This window comes from Comamonas piscis (genome assembly GCF_014109725.1).
Taxonomy (GTDB): Bacteria; Pseudomonadota; Gammaproteobacteria; order Burkholderiales; family Burkholderiaceae_C; genus Comamonas; species Comamonas piscis.
On the sequence record NZ_CP058554.1, the window covers coordinates 1,328,814 to 1,351,160 of the forward strand.

Below are 22,347 nucleotides of genomic sequence, written 5' to 3' on the forward strand. Positions count from 1 at the left end.
CCTTTGCCATGCCACGCTCCCGCACCTGCACCCACACCTGCAGCCGCACCTTTCTGCGGCCCCTGTCTACGGCCATCGCCGCAGCCGCCGCTGTCACCATCGCCCTGGCCCTGAGCGGCTGCGACCGCGCATCCAGCTCGGCCGCCGATGCACCATCTGCCAGCTCCGCCGCCAGCAGCCCGCCGGCCGCCGCGCCCATCACCGTGCAGCACCAGCTGGGCAGCACCGTCATCCCCCGCACCCCGCAGCGGGTGGCTGCGCTGGAGATGAACGAGGCTGATTTCCTCGACCAGCTCGGCGTGCCGATTGCCGGCATGGTCAAGGACTATGTGCCGCACTTTCTGGCCAAGTACAAAGCCGATGAGACTGTGCAAGACCTGGGCGCCATCGTGCAGCCCAACCTGGAACGCGTGCATGCCTTGAAGCCCGACCTGATCCTGATCACCCCCTTGCAGGCCAACCACTACCAGGCGCTAAGCGAGATCGCGCCCACCATCCACTTGGATGTCGATTTCAAGGACAGCCATGCCAGGCATATTGCGGTCGTCAAAGAGCATCTGCTGACCCTGGGCCGCATCTTTGACAAAGAGGCGCTGGCCGCACAAAAGGTGGCCGCATTGGATGCCAAGCTGGCGCAGGCCCGCCAGCGCATCGGTGGCAGCAACGACAAGGCCTTGATCGTGTTGCACAACAACGGCGCCTTCAGCTCCTTCGGCCCGCAGTCGCGCTACGGCTTTGTGTTCAGCGATCTGGGCGTCAAGCCCGCCAGCACCGATGCCGAGGGCAGCCTGCATGGCCAGCCCATCTCCAGCGAGTTCATCCAGCAGGCCAACCCCGACATCCTCTATGTGGTGGACCGCACTGCCGTCATGGAGCGCCACGCGGTGATGACTGCGGACCAGCTGGCCAACCCCTTGTTGCGCGAGACCAAGGCCTGGAAGAGCGGCCGCGTCGTCTTTGTCGACGCCGACGCCTGGTACACCACCGGCGCCAGTCCCACCTCGCTCAGCTTGCTGATTGATGACGTGCTGCGCGGCTACCCGGGCTGACCGCCCGTCAGCTACCAGCTTCAGCTTCTCCTTTCCCTCCCGTTGTAGCCAGGTTCCGACCCAGCCAAAAAACCTCCAGGCGCATTGCGCTGGGCACCGCCGTGCGCCAAGCACCGGCGCCCGCCTGCGCGCCGCCCTTGCTTTTTCTGCATCCATAACATCTAAGGAACCAGGCATGTCTCAACGCCTTCAACCCCAGCACCGTCCCGCCCGCGCTTTGCGCAGCGCACGGCCCGCCGCGCAGCTTGCAGCACCTTTCCCTCTGCGCCGCAGCGCGCTCAACCCCCTCAGCCCCCAGGTGCTGCTGGGCCTGACCATTGGCGCCATGCTGGTCGCAGCGCCGCTGGCCAACGCGCAAACCAGCAGCGCGGCAGAGCCGGCAGCAACGGCAGACAACGCCGTCACCCTGGCACCCATCACCGTGCAAGAAAAAGCCGCCCAGGTTGCAGCGCCCTACGCCGGCGGCCAGGTCACCACCGGCGGCCGCGTGGGCCTGCTGGGCGACAAAGACTTCATGGAGACGCCGTTCAGCACCATCGGCTACACCGAGAAGTACATCGAAGACCGCCAGGCGCAGAACATCACCGACGTGATTGCCGCGACCGACCCGACGGTGTTCAGCAATGGCGTATCGGGCGCCTGGGCCGAGAACTATTCGATCCGGGGCTTCTCGTCCAGCTCCACCGACATGACCTTTGGCGGCCTCTACGGCATGGCGCCGTACTACCGCACCTCGCCCGAGATGTTTGAGCGCATCGAAGTGCTCAAGGGCCCATCGGCGCTGCTCAACGGCATGCCGCCGGGCGGCTCGGTGGGCGGTGCCGTCAACCTGGTGCCCAAGCGCGCCGGCAACGATCCGCTGACCCGCTTTACCACCACCTACATGTCGGATTCGCAGTTTGGCGGCCACCTGGACATGGGCCGCCGCTTTGGCGACCGCCAGCAGCTGGGCGTGCGCTTCAACGGCGTCTACCGCGATGGCGATGGCTCCATCCAGGACCAGCAAAAGAAGGTGCAGCTCGCATCGCTGGCGCTGGATTGGCGCGGCGACCGCGCCCGCCTGTCGGCCGACTTCTATGCCAGCGACGACCGGGTCAACGGCGTCAACCGGGGCATCAGCCTGTCGCCCGGCTTGCCCATCCCCAAGGTGCCCAAGGGCGATACCTTGCTGAACCCCGATTGGTCCACCGTGCGTACCAAGGACAAGGCCGCCATCCTGCGCGGCGAGTACGACCTGAACGACCAGGTCATGGCCTATGCCGCCTTTGGCATGAACAAGACCGACTACCAGTACAACGGGGCGATGTCGGCCCTGGTGCTGAACACCGCAGGCGACTTCCGCACCACGATGGGCCAGCTCGCCTTTGATGTCAAAAAGCAGTCGGGCGAGGTCGGCATCAAGGGCCGCACCCAGACCGGCGCCGTGGGCCACCAGTGGGCCATCAATGCCACGCACTACGCCCATAAGCAAGACGACTACGGCCGCCGCAGCGTGCCCGGCGCCGACTGGACCACCAACCTCTACAACCCCGTCTGGGGCCCGGTGGCCGACATCGTGCGGCCCCACATCATGCACACCGAGGTGCGCCTGGCCAGCTATGGCATCGCCGATACCTTGTCGATGGCGCAAGACCGCGTGCAACTCACCCTGGGCGTGCGCCGCCAGCAGGTCGTCAGCGACAGCTACGACATCAACACCGGCGCGCGCACCTCGCGCTATGACGAAAGCGCCACCTCGCCCGCCGCTGCGCTGCTGGTCAAGGCCAGCGACAACCTCTCGCTCTACGCCAACTACATCGAAGGCCTGAGCCAGGGCGCCACCGCACCGATGACCGCCGCCAACGCCGGCGAAGTGTTTGCCCCCTACAAGAGCAAGCAAAAGGAGATGGGCCTCAAGCTCGACCTGGGCGACTTCGCCCACACCGTCAGCGTGTTTGAAATCACCCGGCCCAGCAGCTATACCGACCCTGTCACCAACGTCTACTCCTTCGGCGGCGAGCAACGCAACCGTGGCATTGAGTGGAGCTTCTTCGGCAACGCCATGCACGGCCTGCGCCTGATGGGCGGCGTGGCCTACACTGCGCCCAAGCTGACGCAAACTGCTGGCGGCGTCAACCAAGGCAAGCTCGCCACCGGAACGCCCAAGTGGCAGGGCAAGCTGGGTGCGGAGTGGGATGTCCCCGGCGTGCAAGGCCTGGCCCTCAACGCCAATGCCACCGCCGTATCCCGCCAGTACATCAGCGCCGACAACAGCCTCTGGGCCGCCGGCCGCACCACCTATGACCTGGGCGCCCGCTACAGCACCAAGGTGGCCGACAAGCCCGTCACTTTGCGGGCGTCTGTTCTGAATGCGACCAACAAGTCGTACTGGGGCATGCCTCAGCTGTCCAGCCTGGCGCTGGGCGCGCCGCGTACTTTTGCGTTGTCGGCGTCGGTGGATTTTTAATTAAGTCAGAGCCGCTAACACGACCCAGCAAACCGAAGGTTTGCGTTGAGGCTGGGCGCCCCCGACAAGGCATCAAGCCGCAGACAGTACAGGCGTACGGCAAGGCTTGAGGCGGCCGGCTAGGCAACGACGTATCAAGGGTTGTGTTTGCGGCTCTTAGTAGCTAGCCTGCTACAGCGCCTGCCGCTGCGGTGGGGGTGGTGAGTAGGCCCAGGTTGCTGCTGCCGTTGGCAGGGGTGATCTGGGCTTTTTTTGTTGGGTTAGCCTTGTTTGAAGCGCGCTGATGCTGTCAACGCGATGCACTGTGCAGACGCAAAAAAACATGCCCTTGGCATGTGTGTAGATAGAGAGATCAGGGGAGGGTGGACAGAAGGCCTGCTGGTGCTGACTCGCCAAACATTGGCAGGGCAGAGCAAAGGCGCTGTCAGAGACTGGATCGCTGCGCTGCAATGGCGCTATCGAAGCCGGTGTTCATCGCAAAAAAATGCGTGGCTAGTGTGAACCATTGGCTGGCAAAAACGACTTCCGGACAGTTCCGGTAAGTCGCCCCACGATGAACCTTGGAGTAGCCGCAATTGCTACGCCATGGGTGCAGTATACGCTCAATTGAGAATCATTCGCAAATAAGCTTTGGGGTTGTGGGGGATTGAGGTGGTGAGCGATGAAGAACCGTAAATCGCAATTCTTGGAGTTTGCAGATGTAAGAAGACCTACCGGGGCGTTGACGAGGCACTGAAGCAGGTATTGAGTTGCCAGTTGGCGAAGCTAGTTCTTTGATAGTCGTTTTAGGCTGATTGCATTCGGTCAACCAAGCACACTCAATGACTAAAGGCACCTAAAGCTGTCTTCGCGGTGAATCTGCTTAGCACGTCTGCTCTACAACCGGAAGCGGTCTTATGAAGTGGATTCTAACCGAGGGATCGGTTTCCCGGAATCTGAAGTTGCGCTATTGATCCCTAGCTAGTTCACTGTAGAAGGGAAGTTTGTGAGGCATACCAGCTCGTCTTGAGTTCGTAGGCAGTTACAGTCGAAGTTTTTGAGCGGATTAGCTTTGAAGAGGCATCCTTATACAATATATAAAACGTTCACTACGAGATACATGTGAGATAATAGCTATGCCGACAAAAATACTGGCTGAAATATGTATCTTGAAGGTTAAAAATATGGAGGTTGCAATGATGCGAAGTAAGCACTAATTTCACTTTGATTGCAGACGAGATTCCATGGCGCGATATTAGCGATTGGTAGTCGGGAATATATATTGGCAAATTCCTTAAATTACTGGATAAATATATTATGAGAGCAATATTGCGAAGGTGTGAATCAGAGGATTTGGAATATATTTCTCGAGTTTTGGATAATTATTTATCATTGACAAATGACTCGCGGCGCAAAGAATTGCTCAGCCAAGCTCAGTCTAATGCTACTGCAAAAGAAGCATTGATCGAATTACTGGATAAACAAATTCGTTATTTCGGTTCTTCTGATTTTGCCTATCTTGCAAGGTCGATTTTCGATGGCGATGGCGGAATACCAGCAAATGAGCTTATTACTGATGTATGTGAAAAATCCAAAGTTAAGGTTAAATTGGGTGGCTCCGTGGAGTCGCGCTTAGAAAAGCTTGTAACATCGGTCGTAGAAAAAGAGCTGCTGAGTAAGTCGCCTGAAGATCTTGCTAAAGAATTTGAAGAAATGGGTGTTGAAAAAATAGACCGCGATACGGTCATGGAACATCTGAAGAGCAATGGCGCGATTGCGATTCTTCCAATTATTTTTCAAATTCTTGGCCCTAAAGTTGCCTTGGGGATTATCGAGGCAATCATTGTTAGTATAATAGCTAAAATTATCGGTCGCGAAGCGGCTAAAGCTCTCATAAAAGAGTTGGTAAAACGCAATCCGTGGCTCAATGCTTTGGGTCCCTGGATGTGGGGAGTATCTGCCGCATGGCTTGCTTTTGACGTGCAAGGACCCGCGTATCGTAAAACTGTTCCCATCTGTCTATACCTCGGTGTGGTCGCGCTGCGCGACGGACCAGAGACGTCAACTGCTGACTTCGCTTAGATAAATAACTGAAGTAATATTGACATATAAGGTCTAGTGCAATAAAAAATTATTTTAAAGCTCAATGGGCGCTTTCAATGGTAGTGAGATTTTGGGCGATAGCACTATTTGAGATTGCTTTGCATTTCTAACAAATGGAGTGATGGCATGGGTTGTTAAATGGAGTAACTCCCAACTCTGGCCGCAGCTGCTATAACCGAATGCAGCATCGCTGTCGGTTCTCTGAGAGCTTTAACTTTCTCGCTGAGGTTTGAACTCGGAGCTGGTTCGAGGTCATCGTCCCGGCGGTGGGCTCACCTGTCGCCTGTTGATGTGGCTGCAGATGGGGAGGCTATTGCACCGGGTAAATTCGAAGGTTGGATAATGGCAATCGGCCAAGGGTCGTCACTAATGGATGACATTCGAAGTTAGACATGAGAGGCGGTGCAAAGATGTAGCCCTTTTCACGTCCTGTCCATGGAATGATTAGCTATTGGCGGCAACGATCACGTAGGGTGTTACTACGAATGCTTGGATATCGGGAAGTGGATAGAGGACCTTGCAAAGCATGTGAACGGGCATTTGAATGAACCGTTGCAATGCTGGAGAGATGATCTCAAGTGCCTCAAGGTTAGACAAGAAATACTGATTCTTTGGAAGCAATGAATAGCTTATCTCTCCCGCTTTCACCTCAAAAAAAACGTTTAATGATCTCTCAGAGTTTTCTTGCTCACCCCATCTGCCAATGGTAAAAGCGCCTTGCACCCATAAAGTCGTGGGTTTCGTTCCCGGCTGAAAGTCAGGCGAATGTTCCGAATACTTATCGAGTAGCTTTGCTACCTCCTTGAACATGCCCTGAGCTGACGCAGTGTACTGCTTCGTTACTTCGCTATTCAACCCTGACTTTAGGAAAGAAATGCCTGCTTCGGCGTTAATTCCTTCCTTTCTAGATATGACTGTTCGAGACGCTATGCCTGTTTTAGACTCGTATATATCAGACAGAAATTCCAGATCAAGATAGAGAACGTCTTCGTAGTTCACGCGAATGCTCCTTTGGTATCTAATAAAAAGGCTAAACGACAAACGAAGGCGGGTCGACCTGAGCCATTTGTCAGGTAAGTTGGTTGAGAAGGCTCCGTATTGCCTTCCTATAGCGAAAGAGCATTGTGATGCCGATAGAAAGCGGCTCACCAACCTTGGGCGGTGGAGCGACGAACGATTTAACAATAGCAATCGATTTTTCATTCCAGAGACCTTTGCTGTGGGTAAGTACATTACGGACAGCTACAAGCTCAAGGCACCCGTGCGCAGCCCAATGAAAATCAGAATTTAGCGACTTTTTAAGCTTCTCAATTTTTGATTGTGGATAGTCACCAGCAGCCTCATTGCGTTGCTTCAGCACTTCATCCATCATTTCGTCCAAGATGACCACCAGGTCTTGCACAAGCATCTTGATCAACTGCCGCGAAATATCTGCAAAGTGCGTATTTGGATCACGACGAAATGTGATCCTGTTTTTGCCACCTGGATGGGCCAATAGGATGGAGCTATACGAGCAATCTTGTGCAATCCACGTGCTCGATTCCCTAGCTCTGTCATTCAGAGTATGAAGGTCTTCAAAGGAAATATCTTTCGCTAGCGATAGTGAATGAATAAGCGTGTATAAGGTGTTTGTCCAAACATTGATCCGTTCCCAGTCCATAGCGATTTATAAAATTGAGTTGCCTAACGTAATGTTGGCTCGCATCGAGGATGCGTGCCAAATATCAGGCTTGAGGTCTAAATTGGCACGTAAAACACGGAAAGAGGTTAGTGGCCTAGCATGATAGCGTGCATGCTGTAAAAATATAGCATTAAATTCAGCCATGAAGCCGCATCCTCATTCGTTGCGCCTTACATGATTGCTTGGCTCGATCCTTGAACGAATCCGTTACAAAAACGATATTCTACTCAATGCTCACGCCTATGTGCAGAGTAGCCCTTATTCATGAGATATCGATGGCCATCGCATTGGCGCGCATGCCAACATCGTAGGTGTAGCTTAGGGCAATGGCTAGGCTTCGGCAAGACGATTACAAGCACAAAGCGTCAGTTGGACAGCAGCTGTTGGAAATGGGCGGTATCAATGGCTAGAAGGACTTACTGTCAAGCGCAGGCACGTATCATCAAAAAACGCCTCGTTTTATATCTTCACTTGCTCGCGCATTGCGGCTCTTAGCCACCTACGCCATATATACGGTCCCAAGGACGCAAAAGCTCAGCGCCGGCCAGCCAACGACAAACAATCCCAACACTACTTCAAAGAAGAACAGCACACAGATCCATATCAGTACAGGCCTGAACTGGCGCGGCGCATGTTAGTGCACGCGAGAATCATCCTGCTCATTCACTCCAGCGTCGGAGGGATCAAGCACTTCAGCTTCGATACGGCCTCACCCAAGGAAGTTTGACTTACGGCTTCATCGGTCACGACGAAGCCTTTGTGTTCGTGCTTCATTGCAATGAATCCTTTTCGGTTGATGCATAAACGGAGACTGTCGGGTGACCCGCTTGCAAGCACTCAGAAGGCGACTGGGGTGAAAAAATAGTCCAATTCAGACTATTCCAGAATGGACTTTAACTTGGGCACAGTTTATGTCCACGCAACATGTACCGATCTACCCACAATCCCAACTATCAGCTCTTACTGTCCGTCCTCACTGTCACGCGCAAGCCCATGGGCGTGTCGCAAGTGGAGCTGGCACAGCGGCTTGGCAACACGCAGATGCGAACGTGGCGAGCGTCGCATTGATGCTGTGAAAGTGGTGGAATTCGCGGAGGCTCTTGGGGTGACACTGTTAGAGGTGATGGCGGAATACCTCGAAAGACGGGATAGCAACCTATTCGCAGCTAGCAAGAAGACGAGAAGCAGAAGCTGAGGGGAGCAGGCAACTGTTCGCTTGATTATGCAAACCTGGGGTGAGAAGGATGCGTAGCGGGGGATGGATTGCCGATGCACTTGCGTGCCGTATATCTAGCGATACTTTGACGAAGAGCTATAGAACAGTCCAGCAAGGTGTGCTATCGGCCATGAGCCGTCGCTGATGAAAGCAAGTTCCATCTTGCATCGACGTGGCCATGAAAGAAAGGGCAGACGCAGCCGGTTTCCTCCAGAGTTGCAAGGTGAAGCTGAATCTCGTAGAGAAAGTCCTCCTAGGCGCTCATATTTCCTTCCCTGACATATAACGTTTCCATGAGAGGTTGCATCCGGCTTGCTGGGCGACGAAGGGTTAGGCATTAGCTTTAGCATCAAAGAGGAAGATCATAGTAGGAACCAGTTTTTTTCTCTGCGTCCCAGATGCTACGAATGCTCTGTGCCGAGGCAGCCGCCTTCATTCCGTTGTTCCAGGCTTGCCAAACGCTGGGTTCGATGTAGCCGCGTTTGAAGTACAGATACTCCTCACCACAAAGATTTAGGTAGTCAATTACCTTCGATCTTTCTTTCTCCGTCAGATCAGCGATTGCCATTCGTCCTATGGCTGCGATATCCTCATTCATGACATCGTATCGAGCGTTGCACTCTTTAAAGATTTCACGGAATACGCGGAGTTCTTCAAGCTTTTGCTTCTGAAGAAAGTACGCAACCGAAAGAAGGGCTCCAACTACTGTTGCGATGGTTGCTACTTGTTCTTTCATTGCGAGAAGGGCGCAGATGGCGGATGCGACCGCGATGATTAGGATCCACCAGTAGTGCTCGAAAAGCCAGAACTTGAGACGGACGCTTAGAGGCATGTTTTATGACGCTTGACTAAGAAATTCAGCCGCCTCCGTAGACGGCCGGCTGGAATAATGAGTCAAAGCAGTAGAGGTTTAAATAGATGCCAGCGCTTCCTTTAAAGCTCGCACTAGGCTAGCAGCTTCAGCATCGCCAGCCATATGAAGCTCAATCCCATTTTCCAAGTTTTTGGAATGAGGGACGAAGGAAGAAGCCTGATTTTCCAATGTAATACGCAGTACTAGCCCTCCGCGGTCTTCCATGTCATTGCTTTTGAATACTGCAACAGTAACCTTACCGATAGCGCCGGCTTCATATGAAGCTGATTTTTCGGTGAAAAGAGTCGTAGATGCTCGTTCATCAACGTCATCATCATCCTCTTCTTCCATCCGGCCTAAAATTTTTGGGTTTTGCATTTTAATTCTCCTATCTGCTTATGACGTAATGTAGACCGCATCAAGCCGCAGGCCATATCCGGCGCATTTGGTTTAAATTGGCATCCAAAAACGCGGAAAAGGCCTGGTTGTAAGCTAGTTCGATGGCACGTATTCTGGATAATAAATTACAAAATTTAATCATCAATTCCGACTTCCCTCCTCTGCTGCGCGCCACATGGTACTAGATCATGTTTGTGAGCGAATTTGTTACAAACACTATAGCCTGCGCACCGGGCACTTTCATGTAAAAGGGGTATGAGTGTTTGTTAGATGGTACGTTGTATGAGCTTGAATGAATGACGGCTTTGGAGCTTTTCGTTGGATGGCCGCTCTGGGGCGACAGCGAGTACTCAAAGGCATCAACAGCGGACATCCGGCATCCCAGTTGACAGAGCCCAATATCTCTTGATGCAGCCACACACAGCGGCAATGACTGCAAGCAGCTGCTAAGCGGTAGCATGCCTTGTGAAGAGTTGACACGCACTATGGATAAGGGTGCTACCCACCCTTCACCCCAGCGCCGTATCCAACACCATCATCAAAACAAACCCCACCATCAACCCCGTAGTCGCAAAAAACTCATGCCCCTTGCGGTGCGATTCCGGGATGATTTCGTGGCTGATGACGAAGAGCATGGCGCCGGCGGCGAAGCCCAGGCCCCAGGGGAGGAGCAGGGCGGAGCTGCCGATGATGGCGGCTCCGGCGACGGCGCCCAGGGGTTCGACCAGGCCGGAGGCGATGCCCAGCAGGACGGAGAAGCCTCGGCTGTAGCCGACGGCCAGCAGCGCGGCGGCGACGACAAAGCCTTCGGGTACATCCTGGATGGAGATGCCGATAGCGAGCGCATTGGCGCGCATGCCTTCATTGCCGGCATAGCCCACGCCAATAGCCAGGCCTTCAGGCAGGTTGTGCAGGATGATCGCAAACACAAAGAGCCAGGTGCGGCGCAGCTGCTGGGCGCTGGCGCCTTCCCGGCCTTTGATGAAATGTTCGTGGGGCAGCAGGCGGTCCATTATCAGCAGGGCCATGCCGCCCAGCAGGATGGAAGTGCCGACGACACCGCCAGCAGCCCAGGCGCTGCCGCCAAAGATATTCGAGGCGCGTGCGGCATCCAGTGCGGGGATGACCAGCGAGAACGCGCAGGCGGCCAGCATCACGCCGGCGCCAAATCCAAACAAGGTATCGCGTGTGCGCTCAGACGGGCGTTGGGCCAGCAGCACGGGCAGGGTGCCCAGGGCAGTGGCCAAGGCGGCCATGCAGCCACCCAGTAGCGCACTGCGCACGGAGGGCTCGTTTTTGAGGCCATCCCAGATGAGCGCGCCGAGCGCGAACACCCCCAAACCACAGATCAGCAGACCGATGCGGGTTCGCAGCTTGAGCGCCTGCTTGGGCGCGGGGCTGGCGGTGCTGCGCGATGTGTCATCGCGCGGATCGGGCTGGTTGTCCATATCCATTGGTTGGTCGCCTGGGGTCATGTGCGTGCTCGCGTGCTCGGTAGGGAGATGGCTTATTTGCCCAGCGCTGCGGCGTACTTGCGGGCAACGGTTGCCCAGTCCACCACATTGTAGAAAGCGGCAATGTATTCAGGGCGGCGGTTTTGGTACTTCAGGTAGTAAGCGTGCTCCCACACATCCAGGCCCAGGATGGGGGTGTTGCCCGAGCCAATGCCCTTCATCAGTGGCGAATCCTGGTTGGCGCTGCTTTCCACCGCCAGCTTGCCTTCAGGGGTCACGGTCAGCCAGGCCCAGCCGCTGCCAAAACGGCTCAGTGCGGCCTTGGTGAAGGCATCCTTGAAGGCGTCAAAACCACCCAGGTCGGCATCGATGGCCTTGGCCACATCGCCTTGGGGCAGGCCGCCGCCGGTGGGGGACATCACTTCCCAGAACAGGCTGTGGTTGGCATGGCCGCCGCCGTTGTTGCGCACGGGCAGGCGCAGCTTCTCGGGCAGCGATTCGACCTGGGCCACCAGCGCTTCGATCGACAGGTTGGCGAACTCCGTGCCTTCCAGCGCCGCATTGAGGTTGTTCACATAGGTCTGGTGGTGCTTGCTGTAGTGGATCTCCATCGTCTGGGCGTCAATGTTGGGCTCCAGGGCATCGTAGGCATAGGCCAGCTTGGGGAGGGTATAGGACATATCGTGTGTTAGTCGTTGAGTGGAGAACAGTGGGTCAATGCCGGTGCGGCGGCTGTCAGTGCAGCAGCGTGCCCGGCGGCGGGTTGCCCGAAGGCATGGGAACGCTGTGGGCCTGCCGCTCCATCGCATCCTCGCGCTCGCGGGCGGCGCAGCGGTTGTGGTGCTCGGTCAAGGCGGCAAAGGTGTGGTGCAGGTGCTTGCAGGCAGCAGATCGCAGATCGGCGCTGGCATGGTCGTCGCGCGTCAGGGCCAGCAGCTGGTGGTGCGCGCAGTTGATGCACTCGCCGGCCGATACCGGCTGGCTCAAGGTGTTGAAGCAGTCGGCCAGGTTCAGGTGCGCCACCACAAAGGCGGCCAGGCGGTCATCGGCGCAGACGCCTGCTGGTGCATCGTGGAACAGCTGGTGCGCCACGCGCAGCGCATGCTCGTGCCAGGCCAGCGCTTGCTCGGGGCGGTTGTCGCGGCTGGCTTCCACGCCGGTCTGGGTCAGGCGCTCCCATTCGCGCAGCAGCAGCGGGCCCGATACTGAGGACGGAAAACGCGAGCTCATGGCAGTTCCTTGGCGGGCACGCTGGCCGCCGTCATCACCCAGGCATGCGAGGCCTTGGCGGTTTCTGTGGGGGCAAAGGCCTTGGGGTCTTCGAGCAGGCAGGTGGTGCCCAGGCGCTTGCACTGGTCGTGGTCGCGCCAGTAACCGCCGTGGCTGATGCAGCCGGTCTGGCAGATCACCAAGTTGGTGGCATGCTGGCCCAGCTCTTGCAGATAGGCATCGGGTGGGGGCTGGGGTGCGGCCACTACCTCCATGGTCGCGGCCGGGTCCACACAGCGGCGCACTGCCGTGACGGCCGCGCGGTTGGCGATGGTCGACAGGTGTACCAAGCGGTCCTCGCGCTCCCAGATGAGGGCGCTGTCGCGCATGATGACCTGGGCCCGCAGCTGCGTGACCTGGGCGCGCAGCGCCTCGACCTCTGCGCGCAGAGCATCGACTTGGGCCGTGCAACGGGCTTGCAGTGCCGCATAGTGGCGAAGCATCACACCGTGCTCCTGCACCAACGGGTGGATGTCACTGTCTGGGTTTGGCACGGTTGGCTCGCCTCCACGGGATAAACGGAAAACACTTTGCTCGGCATCAAGGCAAGGTCAAATAAAAACATAATAAATGAGAATCGTTTCTATTCGCAAACTCATTTGTATATGGCCTGCCAGTTAGCAGTGGAATAGGGCTATCAGTTGAGCGAGCCATACGGCCGGAAGGGGCGATGCGGCCTTCGATAGAATGACTGTATAAAAATACAGATAAGCTATCACTCACACCCACCGCATCCATCCCCATGCTGGCCCCCCACCGCTACTACTACCTGCATAACTTCGAGCGCGCGCTGCAGTGGTTGGGGCAGCGCTATGGCGATGTGCTGGATGCGCGAGAACAGCAGTTTTTGGCGGACTTTGCCCAAGCGCCCATGCAGTCGCAGGCACTGATGGTGCGCATGCTGATGCGGCGCGGGCCCTGGTTCCGCGCGGACAAGCTGGTCTACGACGAGATCCCCGATGTGCATGCCGCCGCCCAGCCCTTGCTGGCGCTGGGCTGGATCGATGCCGATGCCGACATGGCCCTGGCCGAGCTGTTTGCGCTGCACACCAAGCCCGAGCTGCTGCAGATATTTGCCAACGCCGGTTTGGCGCGCTCGCTGCGCAAGGCCGACATGCTGGCCCAGCTTGCGCAATGGGCGCAGCCGTCAGACCCAAGCTCCGAGCAAGAAGCCCAAGAGCAGCTGCAGCCCTACCACCGCTGGCACCCGCAAGCCGAGCATGCCGCCTGGCGCGTGACGGTCGGCGAGCTGGCCGAAGGCCTGCGCCTGATGTTCTTTGGCAATCTGCACCAGGACTGGTCAGAGTTTGTGCTGGCCGATCTGGGCATCTTCAAATACGAGACGGTGGCCTTTGATGCGCAGTCGCGCGCCTTCCAGAACCGTGCCGATGTGCAGGGCTACCGCCAGCTGCAGCAGTGGCGCCAGGCGGTGGATGAGGACGAAGACCGCCAGGCCTTGATGGACGCGCTGGCCGCCTGGCGCAGCGCCAACCCCTGGCTGCAGCAGCGCCATGCCAAGGTGCTGCTGCGCCTGGGCCAGGCCTGCGAGCGCAGCCAAAGCTGGGCCCTTGCCGAGCAGGCCTATGCCGCCAGCCCCTACCCGGGCGCACGCCACCGCCGCATGCGCGTGCTAGAACGCATGGAGCGCTTTGACGAGGCCCTGGCCCTCGCCAGCGCCGCTGCGCAGCAGCCCGAGAGCGATGAGGAAAGCCAGCGCCTGGCCCGCATGCTGCCGCGCCTGCGCCGCCACCTGGGCCAGCGCAGCGCCAGCCGCCGCGCGCTGAAACCCGAGGTGGCCCAACTGCGCGAGGATGTGGCGCTGGACCGCGTGCTGCGCTTGCCTCGTATGGCGCACGGCATGGCGGCGATGGATGCGCTGAGCGACGCGGCCGCATTGGAAGCGGCCTTACGCGCTGGTGAAGCCATCGAGGCCATGGAAGCAGCAGGGGCAACGCAGGCCCCCGAAGGCCTGCGCCTGATGGCCGTGGAATACGCCTTGCGCGACCACTGGCACCGCGACGATGCGCCGGTGTTCTATGTCGAGAACGCACTCATCAACTCGCTGTTTGGCCTGCTGTGCTGGCCGGCGATTTTTGCGCCTTTGCCGGGGGCGTTTTTTCATCCGTTCCAGGCGGGGCCGGCCGATGTGTATGCGCCCGATTTTGTCGCGCGGCGTGCAGCGCTGTTTGGCGCTTGTCTGGCCATGCTCGATGACGGCAGCTATGCCGAGGTGATCCGCCAGCGCTTTGCCGACAAGGCCGGGCTGCAGTCGCCCTTTGTGTTTTGGGGCACGTTGACCGATGCATTGCTGGCGCATGCGCTGGCCTGCATACCGGCGGCCCACCTCAAGCTGCTGTTCCAGCGCCTGCTGGGCAACCTGCAGGCCAACCGCACGGGCTTCCCCGACCTGGTGCGTTTCTGGCCGCTGGAGCGGCGCTACCAGCTGGTGGAGGTCAAAGGCCCGGGCGACAAGCTGCAGGACAACCAGATCCGCTGGCTGGAGTACTGCGCCGCCCATGGCATACCCGTGGGCGTCTGCCATGTGCAGTGGCGCGAGGCGGGCGCATGAGCTACACCGTGGCGGTGCGCGCCTTGTGCGAGTTCACTGCCCGTGCGGGCGATCTGGATTTGCGCTTTACGCCCGCGCCATCGGCGCTGGAAGGCATTGAAGGCCATGGCCTGGTGCGCGCACGCCGGGGCGCTGGCTATGAGGCGGAACTGCGCCTGGCAGGCAGCTATGAAGACCTGCAAGTACGCGGCCGCGCCGATGGCTTTGACCCGGGCCTGGGTCAGCTCGAAGAAATCAAAACCTACCGGGGCCAGATCGACAGCGTGCGCGACAACCACCGCGCCTTGCACTGGGCGCAGGCCAAGGTCTACGGCCATCTGCTGTGCCTGGAGCGGGGCCTGCCCAGCCTGAAGGTGGCGCTGGTCTACTTCAACGTCGGCACGCAGCAAGAGACCGTGCTGGCCGAGCCCTACAGCGCCGCCGAGCTGCAGGCGTTTTTTGAGCAGCAATGCCGCTTGTTTTTGGACTGGGCACGCAGCGAGGCCGCGCACCGCAGCGCACGGGATGCGGCTCTGACTGCGCTGCGCTTTCCGTTTGCGCAGTTCCGCACGGGGCAGCGGGCGCTGTCGGTGGCGGTGTACCGCACCGCGCAGGCAGGCTTGCAGACGGGCGGCGGCAGCTGTTTGATGGCGCAGGCGCCCACCGGCATTGGCAAGACGGTGGCCACGATCTTCCCCATGCTCAAGGCCAGTGCAGAGCAGGGGCTGGACAAGCTGTTTTTTCTGACGGCCAAGACCACCGGCCACCGCCTGGCCCTGCATGCACTGGGCCTGCTGCAGACGGCGCTGCAGGGCCAGACGGGCGCAGTGCCGTTGCGCGTGGTGGATCTGCAGGCGCGCGACAAAAGCTGCGAGCACCCGGACAAGGCTTGCCATGGCGAATCCTGCCCGCTGGCCCAGGGCTTTTACGACCGCTTGCCAGCGGCCCGCGCCCAGGCCCTGGCGCAGGAGCCCATGCTGACGCCCGACAAGGTGCGCAGCCTGGCGTTGCAGCACCAGGTCTGCCCTTATTACTTGACGCAGGAGCTGGCGCGTTGGAGCGATGTGGTCGTTGGCGATTACCACTACTTTTACGACAGCGCCGCGATGCTGTATGCGCTGACCCAGGCCCACCAGTGGAAGGTAGGGGTGCTGGTAGACGAGGCCCACAACCTGCTCGAACGCGCCCGCCGCATGTACACGGCCGAGCTGCCGCAGCACACCCTGGCAGCGGCGCGCAAGGCGGCGACCGGCCCGGTCAAGAAATCGCTGGATGTCTTGAACCGCCAATGGACTGCCCTGAACAAGGCCCAGCAAGAGGGCGGGCAGGACTACCAGGTCTACCCCGAGCTGCCGCCCGGCCTGCTGGGCGCCGTGCAGCGCGCCGTGGCCGCCATTGCCCAGGCCCAGGGCGACAGCCCCATGCTGCCCGGTGATGCGGTGCTGGGCTTTTACCTGGAGGCGCTGTCCTGGCTGAACCTGGCCGAGCAGCTAGGGCCGCATGCGCTGTTTGATACCAGTTTGTGGAGCAGCGCGGCGTCCGGCCGCCGGGGGCCCATGTCTACGCTCTGCATCCGCAATGTGGTGCCCGCGCCGCACCTGGCCGCGCGCCATACCGCCGCCTGCGCTACCGTGCTGTTCTCCGGCACCCTGGGGCCGCAAGCCTTCTACCAGGATCTGCTCGGCCTGCCGCCCGCCACGCAGTGGGTAGAGGTGGCATCACCCTTCCAGGCCGCGCAGCTGCAGGTGCAGATTGCGGGGCACATCTCCACCCGTTACCAGGACCGGGCGCAGTCGCTGGTGCCGATTGCCGAGCTGGTGGCAGCGCAGTTTGCCCGCCAGCCGGGCAACTACCTCTGCTTTTTTAGCAGCTTTGATTATTTGCAGCGCGCCGCCGAATGCATGCAGCGCCTGCACCCGCAGCTGCCGCTGTTCTGCCAGACCTCCGCCATGGATGACGCCGGGCGCGCCGCCTTTTTGGCGCGCTTTGATGAGGCGGGGCAGGGCATTGGCCTGGCCGTGTTGGGCGGTGCCTTTTCTGAGGGGGTGGATTTGCCGGGCAACCGGCTGATTGGCGCCTTTATTGCCACCCTGGGCCTGCCGCAGATCAACCCCATCAACACGCATATGCAGCAGGCCATGGCGCAGCGCTTTGGCGCCGCCAAGGCCTATGACTACACCTACCTCTACCCGGGGCTGCGCAAGGTGGTGCAGGCTGCCGGGCGGGTGATCCGCAGTGAGGACGACCGGGGCGTGGTGGTGCTGATCGATGACCGCTTTCACCGCGCCCAGGTGCGTGCGCTGCTGCCAAGCTGGTGGGAGCCGCAAAAACTGTAGCGCAGCGTTTGTCTCAGAGGGTGTTAGGGGTTTCTGTACCAAATTTCCCATCACTTGAGGCGCTGTAAGAAAATACGGGCCTCTATGCCGATCCAAGTCTTTTCTTTCTCGCCCCTGAGCCCTGTGGCCGGGGCCGCTGCGCTGCTGTGCGCCCTGTCCGCCGCTGCGCAAACTGCACCAGCAACACCTTCCACCCCTGACGCCACGCAGGCACCCGCTGCCGAGGCCACCTTGCCTACCGTGTCGGTGCGCTCGGCAGTCGGCACGGCCGATCTGCTGCGCCTGCCGGCCTCGGCCAATGTGGTGGAAGGCCGCGAGCTGCAGGATCGGCAGATGCAGGTCAACCTGTCCGAAGCGCTGGGCAGCGTGCCCGGCCTGACCCTGAACAACCGCAACAACTACGCCCAGGATCTGCAGCTGAGTGTGCGTGGCTATGGCGCGCGCTCCACCTTTGGTGTGCGTGGCCTGCGCCTGTATGTCGACGGCATACCGGCGACCATGCCCGATGGCCAGGGCCAGACCTCGAATGTCGATATCTCCAGCCTGGAGCGGGTGGAGGTGCTGCGCGGCCCGTATTCGGCGCTGTACGGCAATGCCTCGGGGGGCGTGCTGAGCTTTTACACCGAAGACCCGCAAGGCCCCCTGAAGCTGGAAACCGGCGTGAGCGTGGGCAGCGATGGACAGCAGCGCTACAGCCTGAAGGCCAGCGGCCAGACGGAGGGAGGCATGGGCTATGTGCTGAGCACCAGCCGCTTTATGACCGATGGCTACCGCGAGCACAGCGCGGCAGACCGCAACCTGCTCAATGCCAAGCTGGTGATTCCGCTGGCGCATGACGACAAGCTGACCCTGGTGGCCAACCACACCCGGGGCGATGCGCAAGACCCGCAGGGCCTGACGATGGCGCAGTGGCAGGCCGATCCGCGCCAGGCCAGCAGCGTGGCCGACCAGTACAACACGCGCAAATCGCTGGAGCAGCAGCAGCTGGGCGCCACCTATGACTTGCGCATCAATGCCCAGCAAAGCCTGAGCCTGTCGGCCTACTACGGCCACCGCAGCATGCTGCAGTACCAGTCCATCCCCAAAGCGCCCCAGCTGGCGCCGGGCCATGCCGGCGGCGTGATCGACATGGCGCGCGACTACGCCGGCGCCCGCCTGGTCTGGGTGGGCGAGTTCGACAGCATCGTGCCGCTGCAGCTGAGCGCGGGGCTGGATCTGCAGCAGATGACGGAAAACCGCCAGGGCTACGAGAACTTTGTCGGCGACACCTTGGGCGTGCGCGGCCAGCTGCGCCGGGATGAGAAAAACAAGGTCAGCAGCACCGACCCGTTTGTGCAGGCACGTTGGCAGCTGGCGCCCCGCTGGAGCCTGGATACCGGCCTGCGCTACAGCCGGGTGCGCTTCAGCTCGGACGACTACTACATCACCCCCGGCAATGGTGACGACAGCGGCAGCAGCCGCCACAGCAAGCTGCTGCCTGTCGCCTCGCTCTCTTACCAGCTCAGCCCGCAGCAAACCATCTATGCCAGCGTGGGGCGCGGCTTTGAGACGCCGAGCATCACCGAGATGTCCTACCGCAACAGCGGCTCGGGCCTGAACACCGATCTGCGGCCCACCAGCAGCACGCAGTGGGAGCTGGGTTACCGCCAGCAGCTGCGTGGCGATGCGCTGCGTGGCCTCTGGAGCGCGGCGCTGTTCCAGTCGCACAGCAGTGACGAGATAGTGACCGACCAAAGCGCTGGCGGCCGCACCACCTACCGCAATGCCGGCAAGACCCGGCGCCAGGGCCTGGAGCTGTCGGCCCAGCTGGACCTCATGCGCGACTGGCAGCTGCGCGCCGCCTACACCTGGCTGGATGCGCGCTTCCGCGAGGATTCGGGCAGCGGCATGGCCGGCCAGCGCCTGCCCGGCCTGGCCCGCCACAACGCCTACCTGGGTGCGGACTGGCACTTTGCGCCGGCTTGGACCGTCGGCATGGGTGTGCAGGCCAGCTCCAATGTGCAGGCCAACGATGCCAACACCCAGGCCGCCCCGGGCTATGCCACCACAGCCCTCAGCCTGGGCTACCGCGCACAGATCGCCCCGCGCTGGACCTTGGCCGCCTTTGCGCGGGTCAACAATGTGTTCGACAAGAACTACATCGGCTCGGTCATCGTCAATGACGGCAACCAGCGTTATTTTGAAAGCGCAATGGGGCGCAACTGGGCCAGTGGCGTCAACGTGACGTACCAGTTCTAAGCACTCACCTCCGCCCCGCCAGCGCTCCAGGCTTGCTGTGGCTTGCTGGTGCATGGCGCGGGGACATAGGGGCAGCCGGTAAAATCCCCGGTTTTGCGGGCTGGCCGCCAGCTCTAGCAGCTGTCCCCAGCGCTTGCCGCAAACCCCATTTTTTGAAACCACCCGCCTGCGCTCTGCAGCTGCCCCGGCCCTGGCCCCGCAGCCCCCGCGCCCTGGCGGCTGTCTGTTGGTGCCTCCATGAACAACACCCCCCCTTCCTTTCTGAGCCGTATCGCCATTGCGATCGGCAGCTTTTTTGCGATCCTCGGCAATGGCCGCCTGGCCGCTGATGTGCAGCGCGTGCGTGGCGGCGAAAGCCTCGCAGCCGATGTGCCACCGAAGGAAGTGCGCGTCGAAGTACCGGTCGAAAAGATCGTCGAAGTCCGCATCGAGGTGCCGGTCGAGAAAATCGTTGAGAAGACGGTAGAAAAGCGGGTTGAAGTACCGGTGGAAAAGCTGGTCGAAAAGGTCGTTGAAAAGACCGTGCAACTGCCCACCGAGACCGCTGCGCTGCAGCTGCTGGGCCTGCTCCAGCGCGAGGCCCGCTTTGTCGACTTTATCCAGGAAGACGTAGCGCCCTACACCGATGCCGAGATTGGCGCCGCCTCCCGTGTGGTGCATGAAGGCTGCCGCAAGGTGCTGCGCGAGCACTTTGCGTTGACCCCCGTGCGTGCCGAGGCCGAAGGCAGCCGCATAACCTTGCAGGCCGGCTTTGATGCCGCTGCCGTGCGCCTGACCGGCAATGTCGTGGGCGAGGCCCCGTTCACCGGCACCCTGGGCCACCGGGGTTGGCAGGTGACGGAGGTCAAGCTGCCCCAGCTGACCAACACGGCGGCAGCCAAAGTGCTGGCCCAGGCCGAGGTGGAGCTGTAAACCATGCAAGCACCCGCACAATTCAGCATCGGTATCGACCTGGGGACCACGCACTGCGCGCTGTCCTATGTCGACAAAAGCGCCAGCGATGGCGAGAACCTGGTCCAGCATGTGCTGGCCATCCCCCAGCTCACGGCGCCTGCCAGCATCGAGGCACGCCCGCTGCTGCCGTCCTTTTTGTACCTGCCCCATGAGAGTGAGCTGAGCGCTGCCGACATCGCCCTGCCTTGGGGCGCCCAGCAGGATTTTGTCGTCGGCGAGTTTGCCCGCTCGCGCGGTGCGGCCACGCCGATCCGCCTGGTCTCCAGCGCCAAGAGCTGGCTGTGCCACCCGGGGGTGGACCGCCGCAGCCCCCTGCTGCCGGCCGATGCCCCAGCCGAGGTGCACCGCATCTCGCCCCTCACCGCCTCGATCCGCTACCTGTCGCACCTGCGCTGGGCCTGGGAGCAGGCCCACCCCGAGGCACCGTTTGATGCGCAGGACATCACGGTCACCATCCCCGCATCCTTTGACCCGGCCGCGCGCGAGCTGACGGCCGAGGCCTGCAAGGCGGCCGGTTTTCAAAAGCTGAGCCTGCTGGAAGAGCCGCAAGCCGCGCTCTACAGCTGGATCCAGGCCAGCGGTGGCGACTGGCGCAAGCAGGTGCAGCACGGCGATGTGATCCTTGTCGTGGACGTGGGCGGTGGCACCACTGATCTGTCGCTGATTGCGGTGCTGGAGCGCGATGGCAATCTGGCCTTGGAGCGCGTGGCCGTGGGTGAGCACATCCTGCTGGGCGGCGACAACATGGACCTGGCCCTGGCCTATGCCGTGGCGCGCAAGCTGGCGCAAGAGGGCAAGCAGCTCGACGCCTGGCAAACCCGCGCGCTGGCCCATGGCTGCCGCGCCGCCAAGGAGCAGCTGCTGTCCGATGAGGCGCTGCAATCCGTACCTGTGGTGGTGCCCAGCCGGGGCAGCAAGCTGATCGGCGGCAGCATCCGCACGGAGGTGACCCGCAGCGAAGTGCTGGCCACTCTGGTTGAAGGCTTCTTCCCGCAAGTCGCTGTGAGCGACAAGCCCATCAGCCGCGCGCGTGGCGCGCTGACCCAGCTGGGTCTGCCCTATGCGCAAGATGCCGCCGTCACCCGCCACCTGGCCGCCTTCCTGTCGCGCCAGGCCGGTGTTGCCGAGCAGATCGACGGCCTGCAGGGCACCCAGCCTGAAGGCGCGAGCTTTCTGCACCCGACTGCGATCCTGTTCAATGGCGGCGTGCTCAAGGCACCGCAGATCGAGCAGCGCATCACCGATGTGCTGAATAGCTGGCTGGCCGCCGAAGGCGCCGCCCCCGCGCGCCTGCTGGACGGTGCCAATCTGGACCTGGCTGTGGCCCGTGGCGCTGCCTACTACGGCCATGTGCGCGAAGGCCGGGGTGTCCGCATCCGTGGCGGCACCGCGCAGTCCTACTATGTCGGCGTCGAGTCCAACATGCCTGCCATCCCCGGTATGGAGCCCCCCATGTCTGCGCTGTGCCTGGCACCGTTTGGCATGGAAGAGGGCAGCGAGGCAGCCCTCGATACGCAGGAGTTCGGCCTGGTTGTTGGCGAGCCGGTGCGCATGCGCTTCTTCGGCTCCAGCGTACGCCGCAGCGATACCGTCGGCACCATCCTCGACTTCTGGGGCCCCGAGGAGCTGCTGGAGCTGCAGGAGATTGAGCTGAACCTACCCGCCGAAGGCCGCGCCAATGGCGAGGTCGTCCCCGTCACCCTGCATGCCCGCGTGACCGATATCGGCACCCTGGAGCTCAATGCCGTGCCCGTGGGCGGCAGCGAGCGCTGGAAGGTGGAGTTGGATGTGCGGGCGCAGACCGCGGCTGAGCAGTAAGCAG

16 protein-coding genes are annotated in these 22,347 nt (G+C 60.6%); 8 read left to right on the plus strand and 8 right to left on the minus strand.

Annotation, left to right across the window (positions count from 1 at the left end):
* Positions 1-8: 8 nt before the first annotated feature.
* The 3 genes from HS961_RS05975 (at position 9) to HS961_RS05985 (ending at position 5,556) form a co-directional block, all read left to right on the plus strand.
* Entirely contained in the window at positions 9-1,049 is a 1,041-nt protein-coding gene (locus HS961_RS05975; RefSeq protein WP_182326836.1) for a siderophore ABC transporter substrate-binding protein, read from the plus strand.
* A gap of 175 nt (positions 1,050-1,224) precedes the next feature.
* Positions 1,225-3,495 (plus strand): TonB-dependent receptor, encoded by a 2,271-nt coding sequence (locus HS961_RS05980; RefSeq protein ID WP_182326837.1) that lies wholly within the window; start codon positions 1,225-1,227, stop codon positions 3,493-3,495.
* 1,332 nt (positions 3,496-4,827) lie between these two features.
* Positions 4,828-5,556: a hypothetical protein gene (locus HS961_RS05985; RefSeq protein ID WP_202883141.1), complete on the plus strand. Its 729-nt coding sequence runs from the start codon at positions 4,828-4,830 to the stop codon at positions 5,554-5,556.
* A 465-nt stretch (positions 5,557-6,021) separates the two neighbouring features.
* Here HS961_RS05985 and HS961_RS05990 read toward each other — a convergent pair whose 3' ends face one another.
* From HS961_RS05990 to HS961_RS06025, 8 genes are all read right to left on the minus strand, one after another.
* The gene (locus tag HS961_RS05990) at positions 6,022-6,576 is read right to left on the minus strand and encodes a hypothetical protein (protein WP_182326839.1); all 555 of its coding nucleotides are present in this window, start codon (positions 6,574-6,576) and stop codon (positions 6,022-6,024) included.
* 70 nt (positions 6,577-6,646) lie between these two features.
* Positions 6,647-7,237 (minus strand): hypothetical protein, encoded by a 591-nt coding sequence (locus tag HS961_RS05995; protein ID WP_182326840.1) that lies wholly within the window; start codon positions 7,235-7,237, stop codon positions 6,647-6,649.
* A gap of 1,586 nt (positions 7,238-8,823) precedes the next feature.
* Positions 8,824-9,210, minus strand: a complete 387-nt coding sequence (locus tag HS961_RS06000; RefSeq protein ID WP_182326841.1) for a hypothetical protein — start codon at positions 9,208-9,210, stop codon at positions 8,824-8,826.
* Between the two features lie 174 nt (positions 9,211-9,384).
* Positions 9,385-9,705 (minus strand): hypothetical protein, encoded by a 321-nt coding sequence (locus HS961_RS06005; protein WP_182326842.1) that lies wholly within the window; start codon positions 9,703-9,705, stop codon positions 9,385-9,387.
* A gap of 530 nt (positions 9,706-10,235) precedes the next feature.
* Entirely contained in the window at positions 10,236-11,180 is a 945-nt protein-coding gene (locus HS961_RS06010) for a ZIP family metal transporter (RefSeq protein ID WP_238347810.1), read from the minus strand.
* A gap of 53 nt (positions 11,181-11,233) precedes the next feature.
* On the minus strand, positions 11,234-11,860 hold the full coding sequence (locus HS961_RS06015; protein WP_182326843.1) for a superoxide dismutase: 627 nt from the start codon (positions 11,858-11,860) through the stop codon (positions 11,234-11,236).
* A gap of 55 nt (positions 11,861-11,915) precedes the next feature.
* On the minus strand, positions 11,916-12,410 hold the full coding sequence (locus HS961_RS06020; protein WP_182326844.1) for a hypothetical protein: 495 nt from the start codon (positions 12,408-12,410) through the stop codon (positions 11,916-11,918).
* Complete coding sequence (locus tag HS961_RS06025; RefSeq protein WP_182326845.1) at positions 12,407-12,943, minus strand: hypothetical protein; 537 nt, start codon at positions 12,941-12,943, stop codon at positions 12,407-12,409. The genes HS961_RS06020 and HS961_RS06025 overlap by 4 nt, the downstream gene beginning before the upstream one ends.
* Positions 12,944-13,191: 248 nt before the next feature.
* Between HS961_RS06025 and HS961_RS06030 the strand changes: the two genes are divergently transcribed.
* From HS961_RS06030 to HS961_RS06050, 5 genes are all read left to right on the plus strand, one after another.
* On the plus strand, positions 13,192-15,018 hold the full coding sequence (locus HS961_RS06030) for a VRR-NUC domain-containing protein (RefSeq protein WP_182326846.1): 1,827 nt from the start codon (positions 13,192-13,194) through the stop codon (positions 15,016-15,018).
* A complete protein-coding gene (locus HS961_RS06035) occupies positions 15,015-17,333 on the plus strand; it encodes an ATP-dependent DNA helicase (protein ID WP_182326847.1) in 2,319 nt (772 codons plus the stop codon). Before HS961_RS06030 ends, HS961_RS06035 begins: the two co-directional genes overlap by 4 nt.
* 84 nt (positions 17,334-17,417) lie before the next feature.
* A complete protein-coding gene (locus HS961_RS06040; protein WP_182326848.1) occupies positions 17,418-19,571 on the plus strand; it encodes a TonB-dependent receptor family protein in 2,154 nt (717 codons plus the stop codon).
* A gap of 237 nt (positions 19,572-19,808) precedes the next feature.
* On the plus strand, positions 19,809-20,483 hold the full coding sequence (locus HS961_RS06045) for a DUF2760 domain-containing protein (RefSeq protein WP_182326849.1): 675 nt from the start codon (positions 19,809-19,811) through the stop codon (positions 20,481-20,483).
* 3 nt (positions 20,484-20,486) lie between these two features.
* Complete coding sequence (locus tag HS961_RS06050) at positions 20,487-22,343, plus strand: Hsp70 family protein (protein ID WP_182326850.1); 1,857 nt, start codon at positions 20,487-20,489, stop codon at positions 22,341-22,343.
* Positions 22,344-22,347: the final 4 nt, after the last annotated feature.